13 protein-coding genes are annotated in these 16,358 nt (G+C 63.6%); 4 read left to right on the top strand and 9 right to left on the bottom strand.

The window, feature by feature from the left end; translation table 11 throughout:
- Positions 1-79 precede the first annotated feature (79 nt).
- Positions 80-2,056: a methyl-accepting chemotaxis protein gene (locus PVZ78_RS01960; RefSeq protein WP_041985093.1), complete on the bottom strand. Its 1,977-nt coding sequence runs from the start codon at positions 2,054-2,056 to the stop codon at positions 80-82.
- Positions 2,057-2,245: 189 nt separating this feature from the next.
- Positions 2,246-3,166 carry a LysR substrate-binding domain-containing protein gene (locus PVZ78_RS01955; protein ID WP_009051546.1) on the bottom strand — a complete coding sequence of 307 codons (921 nt, stop codon included), beginning with the start codon at positions 3,164-3,166 and terminating at the stop codon, positions 2,246-2,248.
- Between the two features lie 157 nt (positions 3,167-3,323).
- On the opposite strand from PVZ78_RS01955, the gene PVZ78_RS01950 reads away from it, so the two are divergent.
- Complete coding sequence (locus tag PVZ78_RS01950; RefSeq protein ID WP_173424529.1) at positions 3,324-4,733, top strand: NorM family multidrug efflux MATE transporter; 1,410 nt, start codon at positions 3,324-3,326, stop codon at positions 4,731-4,733.
- A gap of 42 nt (positions 4,734-4,775) precedes the next feature.
- On the opposite strand, the gene PVZ78_RS01945 is transcribed toward PVZ78_RS01950, so the two are convergent.
- The gene (locus PVZ78_RS01945) at positions 4,776-6,449 is read right to left on the bottom strand and encodes a putative bifunctional diguanylate cyclase/phosphodiesterase (RefSeq protein WP_028683656.1); all 1,674 of its coding nucleotides are present in this window, start codon (positions 6,447-6,449) and stop codon (positions 4,776-4,778) included.
- 266 nt (positions 6,450-6,715) lie between these two features.
- Between PVZ78_RS01945 and rep the strand changes: the two genes are divergently transcribed.
- A complete protein-coding gene (gene rep, locus PVZ78_RS01940; protein WP_009046172.1) occupies positions 6,716-8,725 on the top strand; it encodes a DNA helicase Rep in 2,010 nt (669 codons plus the stop codon).
- Positions 8,726-8,827: 102 nt separating this feature from the next.
- Entirely contained in the window at positions 8,828-9,397 is a 570-nt protein-coding gene (locus tag PVZ78_RS01935) for a xanthine phosphoribosyltransferase (RefSeq protein ID WP_009051549.1), read from the top strand.
- 103 nt (positions 9,398-9,500) lie between these two features.
- Here PVZ78_RS01935 and PVZ78_RS01930 read toward each other — a convergent pair whose 3' ends face one another.
- From PVZ78_RS01930 to dadA, 6 genes are all read right to left on the bottom strand, one after another.
- A complete protein-coding gene (locus tag PVZ78_RS01930; RefSeq protein ID WP_273828157.1) occupies positions 9,501-11,426 on the bottom strand; it encodes an acetyl-CoA hydrolase/transferase C-terminal domain-containing protein in 1,926 nt (641 codons plus the stop codon).
- 134 nt (positions 11,427-11,560) lie between these two features.
- Positions 11,561-11,974, bottom strand: coding sequence for a c-type cytochrome (locus PVZ78_RS01925; protein WP_009046174.1), 414 nt, complete (start codon positions 11,972-11,974; stop codon positions 11,561-11,563).
- Between the two features lie 183 nt (positions 11,975-12,157).
- Positions 12,158-12,706 carry a cupin domain-containing protein gene (locus tag PVZ78_RS01920; protein ID WP_007932420.1) on the bottom strand — a complete coding sequence of 183 codons (549 nt, stop codon included), beginning with the start codon at positions 12,704-12,706 and terminating at the stop codon, positions 12,158-12,160.
- A gap of 128 nt (positions 12,707-12,834) precedes the next feature.
- Positions 12,835-13,911 carry an alanine racemase gene (gene alr, locus PVZ78_RS01915; RefSeq protein ID WP_273828156.1) on the bottom strand — a complete coding sequence of 359 codons (1,077 nt, stop codon included), beginning with the start codon at positions 13,909-13,911 and terminating at the stop codon, positions 12,835-12,837.
- A 91-nt stretch (positions 13,912-14,002) separates the two neighbouring features.
- A complete protein-coding gene (locus PVZ78_RS01910; protein ID WP_009046176.1) occupies positions 14,003-14,356 on the bottom strand; it encodes a RidA family protein in 354 nt (117 codons plus the stop codon).
- Complete coding sequence (gene dadA, locus PVZ78_RS01905) at positions 14,328-15,629, bottom strand: D-amino acid dehydrogenase (protein WP_273828155.1); 1,302 nt, start codon at positions 15,627-15,629, stop codon at positions 14,328-14,330. The genes PVZ78_RS01910 and dadA overlap by 29 nt, the downstream gene beginning before the upstream one ends.
- A gap of 156 nt (positions 15,630-15,785) precedes the next feature.
- Between dadA and PVZ78_RS01900 the strand changes: the two genes are divergently transcribed.
- Positions 15,786-16,274 carry an Lrp/AsnC ligand binding domain-containing protein gene (locus PVZ78_RS01900; protein WP_007932443.1) on the top strand — a complete coding sequence of 163 codons (489 nt, stop codon included), beginning with the start codon at positions 15,786-15,788 and terminating at the stop codon, positions 16,272-16,274.
- The last annotated feature ends 84 nt before the right edge of the window (positions 16,275-16,358 follow it).

The raw sequence follows: 16,358 nt of genomic DNA, 5'->3' as shown, positions 1-16,358 counted from the left end.
TTTAGCCCAGCCCCACGCATTTGCAATCGGCCTCCCCGCCGGTGCCCAGCGGCCACGCGATCGGAGCACGCAACCGGTATCAACGGAACCGATCGACCTCCTGGCGCAAGTCCGCCGCCAGCTTCTCCAGCTCCTTGGCGGTGATCGCCAGGTTCGACACCACTTCGCGCTGTTCGCTGTTGGCCAGGGCAATGCTCTGCAGGTTGCTGCTGAGCAGGGTTGCGGTGCTGCTCTGCTCCTGGGTCGCGGTGGTGATCGCGGCGAACTGCTGGCCGGCCGAGCGGCTCTGCTCGTCGATGCGCGCCAGGGCCGAGGCGACATTGGCGTTGCGCGACAGGCCTTCCTGCATCAGCACATTGCCCTGCTCCATGGTGGCGATGGCGTTGCCGGTTTCCTGCTGGATGCTGTTGATCATCCCCGAGATTTCGTCGGTGGCTTCGCGGGTCCGCGACGCCAGGTTGCGCACCTCATCGGCGACCACGGCAAAGCCGCGGCCTTGTTCGCCGGCGCGTGCGGCTTCGATGGCGGCGTTGAGCGCCAGCAGGTTGGTCTGGTCGGCAATCGCGGTGATCACCCCGACGATGCCGCCGATTTCCTCGGAGCGCTGGCCCAGGGTATTGATCACCGTCGCGGTGCTGTTCAAGGCGCCGGCGATCTGCTCCAGCGAGGCCGAGGCCTCTTCCATCGAGGTGCGGCCGATCCGGGTCTGCTGGGCATTTTCCTGGGCCAGGCGTTCGGTGTTGCCCATGTTGTCGGCGATGTTCAGCGAAGTGGCGCTGAACTCCTCCACCGCCCCGGCCATGCTGCTGATTTCGCCCGACTGCTGCTCCATGCCCTCGTACGCCCCGCCTGACAGCCCGGACAGCGCCTGGGCCCGGCCATTGACCTCCTCGGCGGCCCTGCGGATGTGCTCGACCATGGTCGACAGGGCCTGGCCCATCTGGTTGAAGCTGCTCGCCAACTGGCCGATTTCATCCTGGCTGGAGACATTCAGGCGCGCGCTCAGGTCGCCCTTGCCCAAAGCGTCGGCCTGGCGCACCAGGTCGCCCAGGGGCGCAAGCTTGCTACGCAGCAGCCAGACCGTGGCGCCCACCGCCAGTAGCATCGCCAACAGGCTGCCAATGACCAGGCGCGTGCCGACGCTCCAGGTCACCGCACGGATCTCGGCCTTCGGCATGCTCGCCACCACCGACCAGGGCCCGCCTTCGAAGGGGACAGCGACACTGTAGAAGTCCTCGCTCTTGTCGCTCCAGAAGCGGCCCTTGCCCGGCTGCCTGGCCAGTTCGGTAATGGTCGTGGCCGACTGCTCCAGGGCCTGCACGCCAGCCGGCGGCACCAGCCATTTATGCTGCTCGTCGAGCAACGCCAGGGAGCCGGTCTGGCCGATGCGGAAGCGCTTGAGGTTATCGAACTGGGCGTTCTGCGCGTCGGTGTAGTCGAAGCCGACGAACAACACCGCAATCACCTTGCCGGCGCTGTCCCGCACCGGCGTGTACTGGGTCATGTACAGGCGCTCGAAGAGCAGCGCGCGACCGACATAGCTCTGCCCCGCCATGAGTTTCTGGTAGGCCGGGTGCGCGTGGTCCAGCAGGGTGCCGATGGCGCGGCTGCCATCCTGCTTGCTCAGCGAGGTGCTGACGCGGATGAAGTCGTCGCCGCTGCGCACGAACACGGTGGCCACGCCGGCGGTCATCTGCTTGAACTCGTCGACTTCCTCGAAGTTGTTGTTCAGCACCACGTCACCCAGGTGCAGGCCCGGGGTCTGGGTACCGGCCACGGTCACCGGCTGGTCCGGGTGCAGGCTCAGGCCGCCGCTGAAACGCTTTTCGAACAGCCCGCTCAGGCGCTGGGTGCTTTCGCGCAGGGTGCCGTGGAAGGTATTGAGCTGGTCGGCCAGCAGCCGTGCCTCACTGGCCAGGTGTTCTTCCCGGGTGGCGAGGTTGGCGGCGTCCAGCGAGCGCAGGGCGAAGACGGTACTGCCGCTGATCACGATCGCCAGTACCACGGCGAGTGCGAGACCAAGCTGCGAGGCGATCCGGGCACGAGGTTGAGGCATGACAGCTCCTGGCCGAGAGACCGGATCGTCCTGATCGCGTCACACGCTCGGCAATGGTTCTAATAAGAATGAGATGTCGGAACCGATCAGAACGAAGGTTCCACTTCCAAGGATTCGGCGGCGCCGCTCAATACTTGAGCGAGTCGCACGGGTATCGCGCAGGCCCCTGGTCATGGGGCCTTCATCGTTTCAGCCGAGCCGCTCTACGTCGGGCAATTGCATGGCCCGGACCTCGTTCTGGAGAAAGTCGCTGAGGCGGCGCAAACGTTCACCTCCAGGCCGGGTCTTGGGCCAGACCAGGTAGTAATTCTCGCCACTGGCCACCGCCGTCGGCCAGGGCAGGCTCAGCCGCCCCTGGGCCACATCCTCGGCCACCATCAGCAGATCGCCCATGGAAACCCCGTAGCCCCGGGCCGCGGCGATCATGCCCAGCTCCAGGGTGTCGAACACCTGCCCACCCTTGAGCGAGACCTGTTCGGACAGCCCCATGCGCTCCAACCAGTTGCGCCAGTCGCGGCGATCCGGGGTCGGGTGCAGCAGCTCAGTGGCGGCCAGTCGCGCCACGTCCCACGGCTGGTCGTTGAGCAGGTTCGGCGCACCCACCGGGATCAGCAATTCCGGAAACAGGTAGCTGGCTTCCCAGTCCGGCGGAAAGTGGCCGTTGCTCAGCAGCACCGCGCAGTCGAAGGGCTCCTGGTTGAAGTCCACCGAATCGACGTCCATCCAGGCGCTGGTCAGTTGCACCTCGTTGCCCGGCTGCAGATGGCGGAAGCGGCTCAGGCGCGCCAGCAGCCAGCGCATGGTCAGGGTCGAGGGCGCCTTCATGCGCAGGATGTCGTCTTCGGCGCGCAGGGTATTGCAGGCGCGCTCGAGGGCGGTGAAGCCTTCGCGGATACCTGGCAGCAGCAGGCGCGCGGCCTCGGTCAGCTGCAGGTTGCGCCCGCTGCGCTGGAACAGCCGGCAGGCGAAGTGGTCTTCCAGGGTGCGGATATGCCGGCTGACCGCACTCTGGGTGATCGACAGCTCCTCCGCCGCGCGGGTGAACGAGCTGTGTCGCGCCGCGGCTTCAAAGGCGCGCAAGGCATACAGGGGCGGAAGACGACGGGGCATGGCAGCACTCCACAGGCGCAATGGCGCCAAGTTACCAGAATCAGTAAAGCATGAGTTTTAATCATGCCACCAATCGTTTTTATCCCTTTGTGAAAGTCGCCGAGAGCGCCGAGAATCAACCCTCTTAACTGCCTCCCCCGTATCGAGACCGATGACCATGCAGCATCCAGCACGCACCGAACTCTGGGCCATCCTGCGGCTGGCCGGGCCGCTGATCGCCTCACAGTTGGCGCACATGCTGATGGTGCTGACCGACACCCTGATGATGGCCCGCCTGAGCCCGGAAGCCCTGGCCGGCGGCGGTCTCGGCGCGGCCACCTATTCGTTCGTGTCGATCTTCTGCATCGGCGTGATCGCGGCGGTCGGGACCCTGGTCGCGATTCGCCAGGGCGCCGGCGACATCGAAGGCGCCGCGCGCCTGACCCAGGCCGGGCTCTGGCTGGCGTGGCTGATGGCGCTGGTCGCCGGCCTGCTGCTGTGGAACCTCAAGCCGGTGTTGCTGCTGTTCGGCCAGACCGAAACCAACGTGCAGTCCGCCGGCCAGTTCCTGCTGATCCTGCCGTTCGCCCTGCCCGGCTACCTGAGCTTCATGGCCCTGCGCGGTTTCACCAGCGCCATCGGCCGTGCCACGCCGGTGATGGTCATCAGCCTGGGCGGCACCGTGGCCAACTTCCTGCTCAATTACGCCTTGATCACCGGCATGTTCGGCCTGCCGAAACTGGGGCTGGTGGGGATCGGCCTGGTCACCGCGATCGTCGCCAACTGCATGGCCGTGGCGCTGGCCTGGCACATCAAGCGCCACCCGGCCTACGCCGCCTACCCGCTGCGCCAGGGCCTGGCGCGGCCCAATCGCCAGTACCTGCGGGAACTCTGGCGCCTGGGCCTGCCCATCGGCGGCACCTACGCGGTGGAAGTCGGGCTGTTCGCCTTTGCCGCGCTGTGCATGGGCACCATGGGCAGCACCCAGCTGGCGGCGCACCAGATCGCCCTGCAGATCGTCTCCGTGGCCTTCATGGTGCCGGCCGGGATCTCCTACGCGATCACCATGCGCATCGGCCAGCACTACGGCGCCGGGCAGCTGCTGCACGCGCGCATGGCCGGGCGGGTCGGGATCGCCTTTGGCGGCGCGGCCATGCTGGGTTTCGCCATGATTTTCTGGCTGCTGCCGAACCAGCTGATCGGGCTGTTCCTCGACCATGACGACCCGGCCTTTCGCGATGTGATCAACCTGGCGGTCAGCCTGCTGGCGGTCGCGGCCTGGTTCGAGCTGTTCGACGGCACGCAGACCATCGCCATGGGCGCGATTCGCGGGCTCAAGGACGCCAAGACCACCTTCCTCGTGGGCCTGGGCTGCTATTGGCTGATCGGTGCGCCGGCGGCCTGGCTGATGGCCTTCACCCTGGGCTGGGGCGCGACCGGCGTGTGGTGGGGCCTGGCATCGGGGCTGGCGTGCGCCGCCATCAGCCTGACCCTGGCCTTCGAATGGAAGATGCGGCGGATGATTCGCCGGGAAGGCGCGGAACCCGCGCCACGGGATAACTTCCAGACCGCCCAGGATTCCCTGTAGCTGCAGGAGCTCGAGGGCTCCTGCCGCTACAGCGGGATGCCATCAGCTGACCTCGCCGACCAGGACTTGCTGGCTTGCGCCGAACGTCAGGTATTCCACCAGTTCCGCCAGCGGCAGCGGCTTGCTGATCAGGTAGCCCTGCGCCTGATCGCAACCAAAGCTGCGCAGCAAGGCCAGCTGCTCGGGGGTTTCCACGCCCTCGGCCACCACCTCGAGATGGAGGTTGTGAGCCAGGTTGATCATGGCGTGCACCAGCTTGCGGTTCTCTTCGCGCTGCTCCATGCCGCCGACGAAGCTCTTGTCGATCTTGAGCAGGGCAATCGGCAGGCTGTTGAGGTGCACGAAAGACGAAAACCCGGTGCCGAAGTCGTCCAGGGAAAACCGCACCCCCAGCCGGCCCAGCGCATCCATGGTCTGCTTGACCAGGTCACTGCGGCGCATCACCGCGGTTTCGGTCAGCTCGAATTCCAGCCATTGCGCCTCGACACCACGCTCGGCAATCAGCCGGCTGAGGGTCGACAGCAACTGGCTGTCCTGGAACTGGCGGAACGACAGGTTGACCGCCATGTGCAGCGGCGCCAGGCCGCGTTCGCGCAGGGCCTGCATGTCGCGCAGCGCCCGGGAAATCACCCAGTAGCCCAGCGGCACGATCAGGCCGCTCTGCTCGGCCAGCGGCACGAACTCGCTCGGCGGCAACAGCCCGCGCTCGCCATGGCGCCAGCGCACCAGGGCTTCGAGGCCGACGATCTGCCCGTCATGCAGGTTCAGGCGCGGCTGGTAGTGCAGCTCCAGCTCGTCGCGGCGCAAGGCCCGGCGCAGTTCGCTTTCCAGGTCGGCGAGGCTGCGGGCATTGCGGTTGATGCGTTCGTTGAAGATATGAAAGGTACAGCCCTGGGTACTTTTGGCCTGCTGCATGGCGATGTGCGCGTGCCACATCAGCGGGTCGGCGCCGGCATTCGCCCTGGCGTGGGCGATGCCCAGGCTGCAGCCGATCAGCAGGCTTTCACCGTCGATCCAGTACGGCTCGGCCATGACTTCGGCGATGCGCTCGGCCATCCACTCGGCGCGTTGCGGCGCCCGGCGGGTATCGATCAGCAGGGCGAACTCGTCGCTGCCCAGGCGCGCCAGCTGGTCCCCGGCCTCAAGCTGGCTCTTGAGCCGCGAGACCACTTGCAGGATCAACCGGTCGCCGGCCTGGTGGCCCAGCGCATCGTTGGCATGCCGGAAGTTGTCCAGGTCCAGGTGCCCCAGCGCCAGCCCGCGCCCTTCGTTTTCCGCCAGGCGCGCCGCCAGCAGGGTCTGGAAACCCTGGCGGTTGGCGATGCCGGTCAAAGGGTCCTGCTCGGCCAGGCGCAACAGGGTGCTTTCCAGCACCCCGCGCTCACGCACATGGCGCAGGCAACGGCGCACCGTATCGGTACTGAGGCTTTTATTCACCAGCCAGTCGCTGGCGCCGGCTGGCGTGTTCAGCGGCTCCTGCTCCAGCAGCAATACCGTGGGCAGGCTGCAACGACCGGGAGCCGGTTGCAGTTGGGGAACGGTTAACAGAATCGCAGAGCGATCTTCATCGAACAGACGGCTGACAGATTCCCAGGTCGGCGCACTGATCAGCACCACCGAGTCTCCCAACGGAGCGAGACACTCGCGCAACAACGCTGCCCACGCCGGCTCTTCGGCCAGCAGCAGCAAGCGCAAGGGTTCGACAGGCTTGGACAAGCTAGCTCCCTAGACTCTGTAATAGAAGTTGGCGGCGGGCATTATGACGCGTGGATAAACAATGACAAATGATATTGATTATCAAACGCGGTTTCTTGTATCGCTCTAACTCGAACATTAGACGCATATTCAGCGCGCATCCTGAGGGAAAGTATCAAAACCGGCAAATTTAGATAGCGTGCTGCGTCACAAGTCGGAGAGAGCAGCAGAATCCGTCCAGCCTGTTAAAATGCCCGCCCATTTCGTTACAGACCCCTTTTTTCGTCATGTCCCGACTCAATCCCCGGCAGCAAGAAGCCGTGAACTATGTCGGCGGCCCTCTTTTGGTGCTCGCCGGTGCAGGCTCCGGCAAGACCAGTGTAATCACGCGCAAGATCGCCCACTTGATCCAGAACTGCGGCATTCGCGCGCAGTACATCGTCGCCATGACCTTCACCAACAAGGCCGCGCGGGAGATGAAGGAGCGGGTCGGCACCCTGCTGCGCAGTGGCGAGGGCCGTGGCCTGACCGTGTCGACCTTCCACAACCTGGGGCTGAACATCATCCGCAAGGAGCATGTGCGGCTGGGCTACAAGCCGGGCTTCTCGATCTTCGACGAGACCGACGTCAAGGCCCTGATGACCGACATCATGCAAAAGGAATACTCGGGCGACGATGGCGTCGACGAGATCAAGAACATGATCGGCGCCTGGAAGAACGACCTGATCCTGCCGGCCCAGGCCCTGGAGAACGCGCGCAACCCCAAGGAACAGACCGCGGCCATCGTCTACACCCACTACCAGCGCACGCTCAAGGCGTTCAACGCGGTGGACTTCGACGACCTGATCCTGCTGCCGGTGAAGCTGTTCGAGGAACACGCCGACATCCTGGAGAAGTGGCAGAACAAGGTGCGCTACCTGCTGGTGGACGAATACCAGGACACCAACGCCAGCCAGTACCTGCTGGTGAAAATGCTCATCGGCAAGCGCAACCAGTTCACCGTGGTGGGCGACGACGACCAGTCGATCTATGCCTGGCGCGGCGCCCGCCCGGAAAACCTGATGCTGCTCAAGGAGGACTACCCGTCCTTGAAGGTGGTGATGCTCGAGCAGAACTACCGCTCCACCAGCCGCATCCTGCGCTGCGCCAACGTGCTGATCTCCAACAACCCCCACGAGTTCGAGAAACAGCTGTGGAGCGAGATGGGCCATGGCGACGAGATCCGCGTGATCCGCTGCCGCAACGAGGACGCCGAGGCCGAGCGGGTGGCCATGGAAATCCTCAGCCTGCACTTGCGCACCGACCGGCCCTACAGCGATTTCGCGATCCTCTATCGCGGCAACTACCAGGCCAAGCTGATCGAGCTGAAGCTGCAGCATCACCAGATTCCCTATCGCCTGTCCGGCGGCAACAGCTTCTTCGGGCGCCAGGAAGTGAAGGACCTGATGGCCTACTTCCGCCTGATCGTGAACCCGGACGACGACAACGCCTTCCTGCGGGTGATCAACGTGCCGCGCCGGGAAATCGGCTCGACCACCCTGGAAAAGCTCGGCAACTACGCCACCGAACGCAAGATCTCGATGTACGCCGCCACCGACGAGATCGGCCTGGGCGAGCACCTGGACAGCCGCTTCACCGACCGCCTGGCGCGTTTCAAGCGCTTCATGGACAAGGTGCGCGAGCAGTGCGCCGGCGAAGACCCGATCTCCGCCCTGCGCAGCATGGTCATGGACATCGACTACGAGAACTGGCTGCGCACCAACAGCTCCAGCGACAAGGCCGCCGACTACCGCATGGGTAACGTGTGGTTCCTGATCGAGGCGCTGAAGAACACCCTGGAAAAAGACGAAGACGGCGAAATGACCGTCGAAGACGCCATCGGCAAGCTGGTGTTGCGCGACATGCTGGAGCGTCAGCAGGAAGAGGAAGACGGCGCCGAGGGCGTGCAGATGATGACCCTGCATGCCTCCAAGGGCCTGGAATTCCCCTATGTGTTCATCATGGGCATGGAGGAGGAAATCCTCCCCCACCGCTCCAGTATCGAAGCCGACACCATCGAGGAAGAACGCCGCCTGGCCTACGTGGGCATCACCCGCGCGCGCCAGACCCTGGCCTTCACCTTCGCCGCCAAGCGCAAGCAGTACGGTGAAATCATCGACTGCGCCCCCAGCCGCTTCCTCGACGAATTGCCGCCGGACGACCTGGCGTGGGAAGGCAACGACGACACCCCGACCGAAGTCAAAGCTGTTCGCGGCAATAATGCGTTGGCGGATATACGGGCGATGTTAAAGCGCTAGAATTGAACATTTTTTAGCCGCAGCATTTTTAACCCAAGCATTTTTAACCGAACACCTTTTATCAGAGCTCAGGCGCACAAGGCGCCAAAAGAGGAAAGCTTCATGGAAGCACTGCACAAGAAAATTCGCGAAGAAGGCATCGTGCTTTCCGACCAGGTCCTGAAAGTCGACGCCTTTCTGAACCACCAGATCGACCCGGCCTTGATGAAGCTGATCGGCGACGAATTCGCCACGCTGTTCAAGGACTCGGGGATCACCAAGATCGTCACCATCGAAGCCTCGGGCATCGCTCCGGCGATCATGACCGGCCTGAACCTGGGCGTACCGGTGATCTTCGCGCGCAAGCACCAGTCCCTGACCCTGACCGAGAACCTGCTGTCGGCGACCGTGTATTCGTTCACCAAGCAGACCGAAAGCACCGTGGCGATTTCCCCGCGCCACCTGACCAGCAGCGACCGCGTGCTGATCATCGATGACTTCCTGGCCAACGGTAAGGCGTCCCAGGCGCTGATCTCGATCATCAAGCAGGCGGGCGCCACCGTGGCCGGCCTGGGCATCGTGATCGAGAAGTCGTTCCAGGGCGGCCGCGCCGAACTGGACGCGCAAGGCTATCGCGTGGAATCCCTGGCCCGGGTCAAGTCCCTGGCCGGTGGCGTGGTGAGCTTTATCTAAAGAGGCGTTGCCTCTTCAATCGCAAGCACGTCTCGCACCTACAGATGCCGCCTGCTTCTGTAGGAGCGAGGCTTGCCCGCGATGACGCTGCCAGGCGTCTACCTTATGCCTGCGCTGTCTCGCGTAAGGCGGCCAGCAGCAAACGCTGATAGATCTCCTCGCGCCAACCATCGGGCTTCACCAGTTGCACCCGCTGCAGATGCGCCGGGAAGGCTTCCGGTGGTGGCGCATCCAGCGCCGCCTTGCCCAATTCGAGAATCTCGCTGAGCTTGAACTTGCTCTTCAGCCAGTTCAGCGCCCGCAGCAAGTCCCGCTCCTCCACGCTGAAGTCGCTGCCCAGCGGATATTCCGGGAACAGGTGCCGGTGCTGCGCCTGGATCGCCAATAGGCGTTGTGGGTGGTTATCGGTGAAGCGCGGATCGAGGCGGAAGTCCTTGGGCAGCTTGCCGGCCTTCTGCGCCTGTTCGATCAGGCCCGGCTGGAACCGCGAGTCGCTGATATTGAGCAGCGCTTCGACCACCTTCGCATCGGTCTTGCCGCGCAGATCGGCGATGCCGTACTCGGTGACCACGATGTCCCGCAGGTGCCGCGGGATGGTGCAATGGCCGTATTCCCAGACGATGTTGGAGCTGACCAGGCCCGCGGACTCGCGCCAGCTGCGCAGGATCAGGATCGAGCGCGCGCCTCGCAGCGCATGGCCCTGGGCGACAAAGTTGTACTGCCCGCCGACGCCACTGAGCACCCGGCCGTCTTCCAGCTGATCCGCCACCCCGGCGCCGAGCAGGGTGACCATGATCGAGCTGTTGATGAACCGCGCATCCTGGCGCTGCAGGCGCTTGAGCTCTTCCTGGCCATACAGCTCGTTGATGTAGCTGATGGCGGTCATGTTGAACTCGCCAAGCTTGCTCTTGGGCAGATCCCTGAGGCGCTGGTAGAAACTGCGCGGCCCGAGGAAAAAGCCACCATGCACCGACACCCCGCCCGGCGCCTGGTCTTCATCCAGGGTCCCGGCGTTGGCCTGTTGCTGCAGGGCCACCGAGGGATAGACCTTGCGCCGCACAATGCCAGCATCGGCCAGGGCCAGCAGGCCGTTGACGAACATCTCGCTGCAGCCATACAGGCCCTTGGCGAAAGGCTCCACCCCGCCTTCGCGCTCGATCAGCGGTTTCCAGCACTGGATCTCCAGGTCCGCCAGCAGCGCCCGATAGCCGTCGTTGTCCGCCTGGCGCGCCAGCAACGCCGCCGTCAACGCATCGCCCATGGAGCCGATGCCGATCTGCAGGGTGCCGCCGTCGCGCACCAGGGTGCTGGCGTGCAGGCCGATAAAATGATCCTGGAACCCCACCGGCATGTTCGGCGTGGAAAACAGCGTGCTGCCCTCCTCTTCGTCGATCAGCAGGTCGAAGGTGACAGCGTCGATCTCGGCGTCGCCCGGCATATAAGGCAGTTCGCGATGCACCTGGCCCAGCAGCAGGATGGTTTCGCCGGCGGCACGGCGCTCGGCGATCATCGGCAGCAGGTCGAGGGTGATGTCCGGGTTGCAGCTCAGGCTCAGGCGGTCGGCCTGTTGCGGGTCCCGGGCCACCAGTTGCGCGACCAGGTTCAGGCCGGCGGCATTGATGTCGCGCGCGGCGTGGCTGTAGTTGCTGCAGACGTAATCCTGCTGCGCCGTTGCACTGTTGAGCAGGCTGCCGGGTTGCATGAAGAACTGTTCGATATGGATATTGGCCGGCACCTGGTTGCGGTGCAGGTCGGCGAGGAATTCCAGCTCGGGGTAGTCGCCGAATATCTGCTCGATGAAAGGCTCGAGGAAGCGCCGTTGCAAGCCATCACCCAGTGGCGGGCGGCCCAGGCTCAGGGCGGTGTAAATGGTCAGTTGGCGTTCGGGCAGCTGTGCAACCCGACGATACAGGGCATTGGCGAAGCGGTTGGGCTTGCCCAGCCCCAGCGGCATGCCCATGTGAATATGCGCCGGCAAGCGTGCCAGGACCTCATCGACCGCCCGCTCGATAGAACATGACTGCACCATCCGATCCTCCAGAACCTTCCATGAATTGAGGTTGGACCGAGCTTGCCGGGTCTTTGCTGCAATGAACAGTCCCGGCCGGATCGCAGGCATGAAAAAAGCCGCTCGTAAGCGGCTTTTTTGCGGAAGATACAGGCTTATTTCAAGCCGGACATCTTCTGGATGGCGCCCTTGAGCTCTTCGTCGGAGCAATCGGCGCAGGTGCCTTTAGGCGGCATCGCGTTGATACCGGTAATGGCCTTGGCCAGGATGCCGTCGAGACCGCCCTGGTGATCCGCGCGCTCTTTCCAGGCAGCGGCGTCGCCGATTTTCGGCGCGCCCAGCAGGCCGGAACCGTGGCAAGCATTGCAATGCTTGGCAATCACTTCGTCTGGAGTCTTCGCACCACCGCCACCGGCGGCAACAGCGACTTCCATGCCCTTGCATTCCTGACCTTGGACGCAGACCTGGCCAACCGGCTCGAGGCGCTTGGCAATGTCGTCGTTGGTCGCAGCTTGAGCGCTGACAGCCCAGAGGGCCAATACGGTTGCTGGTGCAGCCAGCATTTTCATAATTAGGTTCACGCGTACACCCTCAATGGTGGCTAGTCACGCCCACGGCCACGGTTTCGCGGGCGGGCGCAAGTATAGCGGTTAGCCCGCCACTCTGAAACAACCCTAGATTCAAAGGGGGATTAGAGAGAGGCGAAATGCTGCTTCGGGCACCGCTGCAATCCTTGCAGGACGCCTCTTCTATTAGAAGTTCGCGGGCGTGGCTGCGCTGATTAGTCGCGCGGGTGCATCGAAAGGATTACGGAAACGGTGCGGCTTGGTGCTTTCGAAATAGTAGCTGTCGCCGGCTTCGAGCACGAATGTCTCAAGGCCCACCACCAGCTCCAGGCGTCCTTCCACGAGAATCCCGGTTTCCTCGCCTTCGTGGGTGAGCATCTCTTCACCGGTGTCGGCGCCCGGCGGATAGATCTCGTTGAGAAAAGCGATCGCCCGGCTCGGATGCGCCCGGCCCACCAGTTTCATGGTCACCGCGCCATCGGAAATATCGATCAACTCGTTGGCTTTGTAGACGATCTGGGTGGGTTTTTCCTGGAGGATTTCTTCCGAAAAAAACTCGACCATCGACATGGGAATGCCGCCAAGAACCTTTCTCAGCGAACTGATCGAGGGGCTGACGCTGTTCTTCTCGATCATCGAAATGGTGCTGTTGGTGACGCCCGCGCGCTTGGCGAGTTCACGCTGGGAAAGGCCTTTGAGTTTACGGATGGATTGCAGTCGTTCACCGACGTCCAATGCGGCAGCCTCCTAGGGATCAGGCGTTGTTCTAGTTGAGCGTTATCATGGCGATAGCGTTCAGTATTTACAACACTTGGGCCCCAATCCCAGGAAGCAAGGCGACTTTCGGCAGTGCGCCGCGCTGTTCAGTCCCCGGAATAGACGCGTGGCACTCGGCGCAGGTTGCAGAACAGCTGGTAAGGGATGGTATCGGCCGCGGCCGCCAGCTCGCTGGCGAGGATGTTCTTGCCCCACAGCTCGACGGTAGAACCCAGCCCGGCCTCTGGCACGTCGGTCAGGTCGATGCACAACATGTCCATGGAGACCCGGCCGAGCAGTTGGGTACGCTGCCCCGCCACCAGCACCGGCGCACCGGTCGGCGCATGCCGCGGATAACCGTCGGCGTACCCCATGGCCACCACGCCGATCCGCATTGGCCGCGGCGTGACAAATTTGGCGCCATACCCCACCGGTTCGCCGGGCGGCAGTTCGCGCACGCAGATCACTTTCGATTCCAGGGTCATCACCGGTTGCAGGCGCGCGGCCAGCGGATGTGGCTCTTCGAACGGGGTCGAGCCATACAGCATGATGCCGGGGCGTACCCAGTCGCTGGGGATATTCGGCCAGCCGAGCACGGCTGGCGAGTTGCGCAGGCTGATCTCGGCGGACAAGCCCTGGCGCGCCGCCTCGAACACCGCGACCTGCTCGTCGCTGCGGCTGCAGCTGAGCTCGTCGGCGCGGGCGAAGTGGCTCATCAGCACGATCTTCGCCACCTTGCCGCTGGCCAGCAGTCGTTGATAAGCCAGTTGGTAATCCTTGGGATGCAGGCCGACGCGGTGCATGCCCGAATCCAGCTTGAGCCATACCGTCAGCGGCTTGGCGACGCTGGCCTGCTCGATGGCTTCCAGCTGCCACAGCGAATGCACCACGCACCAGAAATCATGCTCGACGATCAGGTCCAGCTCGTCGGCCTCGAAAAAACCTTCGAGCAGCAATATCGGCGCGCGAATCCCCGCCGCCCGCAGTTCCAGGGCTTCTTCGATGCAGGCCACGGCAAAGCCGTCGGCCTCGGCTTCCAGCGCCTGGGCACAACGCACCGCGCCATGGCCATAGGCATCGGCCTTGATCACCGCGAGCGCACGGGCGCCCGGCGACGCTTCGCGGGCCAGTTGGTAGTTGTGACGCAGGGCTTGAAGATCGATCAGGGCACGGGCAGGACGCATGGCGGCAGACTTCTAGGCGGTCATGTGGGAAGAAAAAACCGGCGCCGGCCGACAGCGTTAACCATCGGTGGCGCCGGGAGAGGGATCTTGCTTAAGGCAGAGCGGCCACGACGGACAGCTCGACCAGGATTTCCGGTTCGCAGAGCTTGGCTTCGACGGTTGCACGGGCCGGGGCGACGCCTTTTGGCAGCCACTGGTCCCATACGCTGTTCATCCCGGCGAAGTGCGCATCGATGTCCTTCAGGTAGATAGTCACCGACAGCAGGCGCGACTTGTCGGTGCCAGCCAGGTCCAGCAAACGCTCGATGTTGGCGAGGGTTTCACGGGTCTGCTGCTCAATCCCGGCGTTCAGGTCGTCGCCGACTTGCCCGGCCAGATACACGGTACCGCTGTGAACGACGATCTGACTCATGCGCTCATTGGTGAGCTGGCGCTGGATTGACATGTTTTGCAGGCTCCTGAGAATTACCGTAACGAGAAATATCGAGACCTTCGGCGCTGATCTGCGGCTTTTTCTTCGCCATCAGGTCAGCCAGCAGGCGACCGGAACCACAAGCCATGGTCCAGCCAAGCGTGCCATGCCCCGTGTTCAAGAACAGGTTGCGCATGGGCGTGGCGCCGACGATCGGCGTGCCGTCCGGGGTGGTAGGACGCAGGCCGGTCCAGAAACTGGCCTCGGACAGATCGCCGCCCTGAGGATAAAGATCGTTGACGATCATCTCCAGCGTTTCGCGCCGACGCGGATTCAGCGAGAGGTCAAAACCGGCGATTTCCGCCATGCCGCCAACGCGAATACGGTTGTCGAAACGGGTGATCGCCACCTTGTAGGTTTCGTCGAGGATGGTCGAAGTCGGGGCCATGGCCGGGTTGGTGATCGGCACGGTCAGCGAGTAACCCTTGAGCGGGTACACCGGGGCCTTGATGCCCAGCGGCTTGAGCAGTTGCGGCGAATAGCTGCCGAGGGCCAGCACGTAGCGATCGGCGGTTTCCAGCTTGCCGTCGATCCAGACGCCGTTGATGCGGTCGCCGGCGAAGTCCATGCGCTGGATGTTCTGGTCGAAGCGGAATTCCACACCCAGCTTGGTGCACATTTGCGCCAGGCGCGTGGTGAACATCTGGCAGTCGCCAGTCTGGTCGTTAGGCAGGCGCAGGGCGCCGGCCAGGATGTCGGTCACGCTGGCCAGGGCCGGCTCGACGCGGGCGATGCCTTCGCGGTCCAGCACTTCGAAAGGTACGCCGGATTCCTTGAGCACGGCGATATCCTTGGCCGCGCCATCCAGTTGCGCCTGGGTGCGGAACAGCTGGGTGGTCCCCAGGCTGCGGCCTTCATAGGCGATGCCGGTCTCCAGGCGCAGTTCGTCGAGGCAGTCGCGGCTGTACTCGGACAGACGGACCATGCGTTCCTTGTTCACCGCGTAGCGGGCGGCGGTGCAGTTGCGCAGCATCTGCGCCATCCACAGGTATTGATCGATGTCGGCGGTGGCCTTGATCGCCAGCGGCGCGTGGCGCTGCAGCAGCCACTTGATGGCCTTGAGCGGCACGCCCGGCGCGGCCCAGGGCGAGGCATAACCCGGCGAAACCTGGCCGGCGTTGGCGAAGCTGGTTTCCATGGCAACGGCCGGCTGACGGTCGACAACCGTCACTTCGAAACCGGCACGGGCCAGATAGTAGGCACTGGTGGTACCGATCACGCCGCTACCCAAGACCAGAACGCGCATTTTCATATCCCTCATCGCGGATAACCGCTGACGTTTGTTATTCAGAGCGAAGATGCGCGCAGTATAAAAAGCAATGACCAGTGCTTTTCACTATATAAACGCCTATATTTGGCGAGAATTCTCGGCAAAAACCCTTTTCACGGAGGCGCATCCCCTATGCGGACCAACCACCAGACGAAGCGCGAGCTGGACAAGATCGATCGCAATATCCTGCGCATCCTGCAGGCCGATGGGCGCATCTCCTTTACTGAGCTGGGGGAAAAGGTCGGGCTGTCGACCACGCCGTGCACCGAGCGGGTCCGCCGCCTGGAGCGCGAAGGCATCATCATGGGCTACAACGCCCGCCTCAACCCGCAACACCTCAAGGGTAGCCTGCTGGTGTTCGTCGAAATCAGCCTGGACTACAAGTCCGGCGACACCTTCGAGGAGTTCCGCCGTGCCGTGCTGAAACTGCCGCACGTACTGGAATGCCACCTGGTGTCGGGGGACTTCGACTATCTGGTGAAGGCGCGGATTTCCGAAATGGCCTCGTACCGCAAACTGCTGGGCGACATCCTGCTCAAGCTGCCCCACGTGCGCGAATCCAAGAGCTATATCGTGATGGAAGAGGTGAAAGAGAGCCTGAGCCTGCCGATTCCGGATTGATTGCAACGGCCCGGAGACCCTGTCGTCAGGGCAATCGCTTTCGCGGGCAAGCCTCGCTCCTACCGGACTTGTGCAACCTGTAGG

Origin of the sequence: Pseudomonas sp. SBT1-2, assembly GCF_028640875.1 — a bacterium.
Taxonomy (GTDB): Bacteria; Pseudomonadota; Gammaproteobacteria; order Pseudomonadales; family Pseudomonadaceae; genus Aquipseudomonas; species Aquipseudomonas chlororaphis_I.
The sequence above is the reverse complement of the archived record's forward strand: the minus strand, read 5'-3'. Positions and strand labels throughout refer to the sequence as shown.

What these genes read in the sequence shown, in the direction of transcription:
- PVZ78_RS01960 (WP_041985093.1), bottom strand. Translation starts at nt 2,056, where the DNA reads ATGCCTCAACCTCGTGCCCGGATCGCCTCGCAGCTTGGTCTCGCACTC.
- PVZ78_RS01930 (WP_273828157.1), bottom strand. Translation starts at nt 11,426, where the DNA reads ATGGTGCAGTCATGTTCTATCGAGCGGGCGGTCGATGAGGTCCTGGCA.
- dadA (WP_273828155.1), bottom strand. Translation starts at nt 15,629, where the DNA reads ATGCGCGTTCTGGTCTTGGGTAGCGGCGTGATCGGTACCACCAGTGCC.
- PVZ78_RS01900 (WP_007932443.1), top strand. Translation starts at nt 15,786, where the DNA reads ATGCGGACCAACCACCAGACGAAGCGCGAGCTGGACAAGATCGATCGC.
- PVZ78_RS01935 (WP_009051549.1), top strand. Translation starts at nt 8,828, where the DNA reads ATGGAAGCACTGCACAAGAAAATTCGCGAAGAAGGCATCGTGCTTTCC.
- PVZ78_RS01925 (WP_009046174.1), bottom strand. Translation starts at nt 11,974, where the DNA reads ATGAAAATGCTGGCTGCACCAGCAACCGTATTGGCCCTCTGGGCTGTC.
- PVZ78_RS01910 (WP_009046176.1), bottom strand. Translation starts at nt 14,356, where the DNA reads ATGTCAATCCAGCGCCAGCTCACCAATGAGCGCATGAGTCAGATCGTC.
- alr (WP_273828156.1), bottom strand. Translation starts at nt 13,911, where the DNA reads ATGCGTCCTGCCCGTGCCCTGATCGATCTTCAAGCCCTGCGTCACAAC.
- PVZ78_RS01955 (WP_009051546.1), bottom strand. Translation starts at nt 3,166, where the DNA reads ATGCCCCGTCGTCTTCCGCCCCTGTATGCCTTGCGCGCCTTTGAAGCC.
- PVZ78_RS01950 (WP_173424529.1), top strand. Translation starts at nt 3,324, where the DNA reads ATGCAGCATCCAGCACGCACCGAACTCTGGGCCATCCTGCGGCTGGCC.
- rep (WP_009046172.1), top strand. Translation starts at nt 6,716, where the DNA reads ATGTCCCGACTCAATCCCCGGCAGCAAGAAGCCGTGAACTATGTCGGC.